Genomic DNA, 596 nt, shown 5'->3' with positions numbered 1-596 from the left:
GAAATAGACGATCAAGATAGCGAGAAAGTAGATGATGAAGAGTAGATAAAGCGGAGTACTACTGAAGTTTGTAATTTATAGATGATCTACATTACTGTTTATATGCTGCTGCTTTGTATTGGTGTAATGCTATACCGTATAGTATCCAAGCTGAGCGATATTTACGACAAGGTGCTAGCATTTAATAGTTTTTCGACGCAAGCAGTTTTACTCATAACAACAATGTCGATTGTTCTGGACAATTTCTTTTTGCTTGATATAGCGCTTTTGTACGCTAGTATTAGTTTTGTATCAACTATAGCACTAATGAGATTAATGTTGCTTTGATAATTTATGATAGGACCTATTTTCATATTCTTAGGTATTTGTTTAGTAATCATTTCAACCATAGGGACAATCAGATTTCCTGATTTTTATACTAGGTTACATGCAGTAGGTATAATAGATTCCAGCGGCGCGATGTTATTGTTGATTGGTTTTGCTCTGCAAAATGAATTTTCAATCAATACTGTTAAAATAATGTTGTTAATCCTTATAGTATGGATAGCTAACTCAACTAACAGCTATATTTTAGCGTGCACTTATTATAAAAGTAA

The 596-nt window shown here is 32.6% G+C and carries 2 protein-coding genes; both read left to right on the top strand.

Going from position 1 to position 596, the window contains the following annotated elements:
• Positions 1–126: 126 nt before the first annotated feature.
• Positions 127–327: a monovalent cation/H+ antiporter complex subunit F gene (locus IHO13_RS05200; protein WP_225538586.1), complete on the top strand. Its 201-nt coding sequence runs from the start codon at positions 127–129 to the stop codon at positions 325–327.
• Positions 328–333: 6 nt separating this feature from the next.
• Positions 334–596, top strand: a 263-nt coding sequence (locus IHO13_RS05195) for a monovalent cation/H(+) antiporter subunit G (RefSeq protein WP_225538584.1), incomplete at its 3' end; no start/stop codon positions are given.

It is taken from the genome of Wolbachia endosymbiont of Mansonella perstans (genome assembly GCF_020278605.1).
Classification (GTDB): domain Bacteria; phylum Pseudomonadota; class Alphaproteobacteria; order Rickettsiales; family Anaplasmataceae; genus Wolbachia.
The sequence above is the reverse complement of the archived record's forward strand: the minus strand, read 5'-3'. Positions and strand labels throughout refer to the sequence as shown.

Excerpts from the sequence above, each read along its gene's own strand:
- IHO13_RS05200 (WP_225538586.1), top strand. The coding sequence starts at position 127 with ATGCTATACCGTATAGTATCCAAGCTGAGCGATATTTACGACAAGGTG.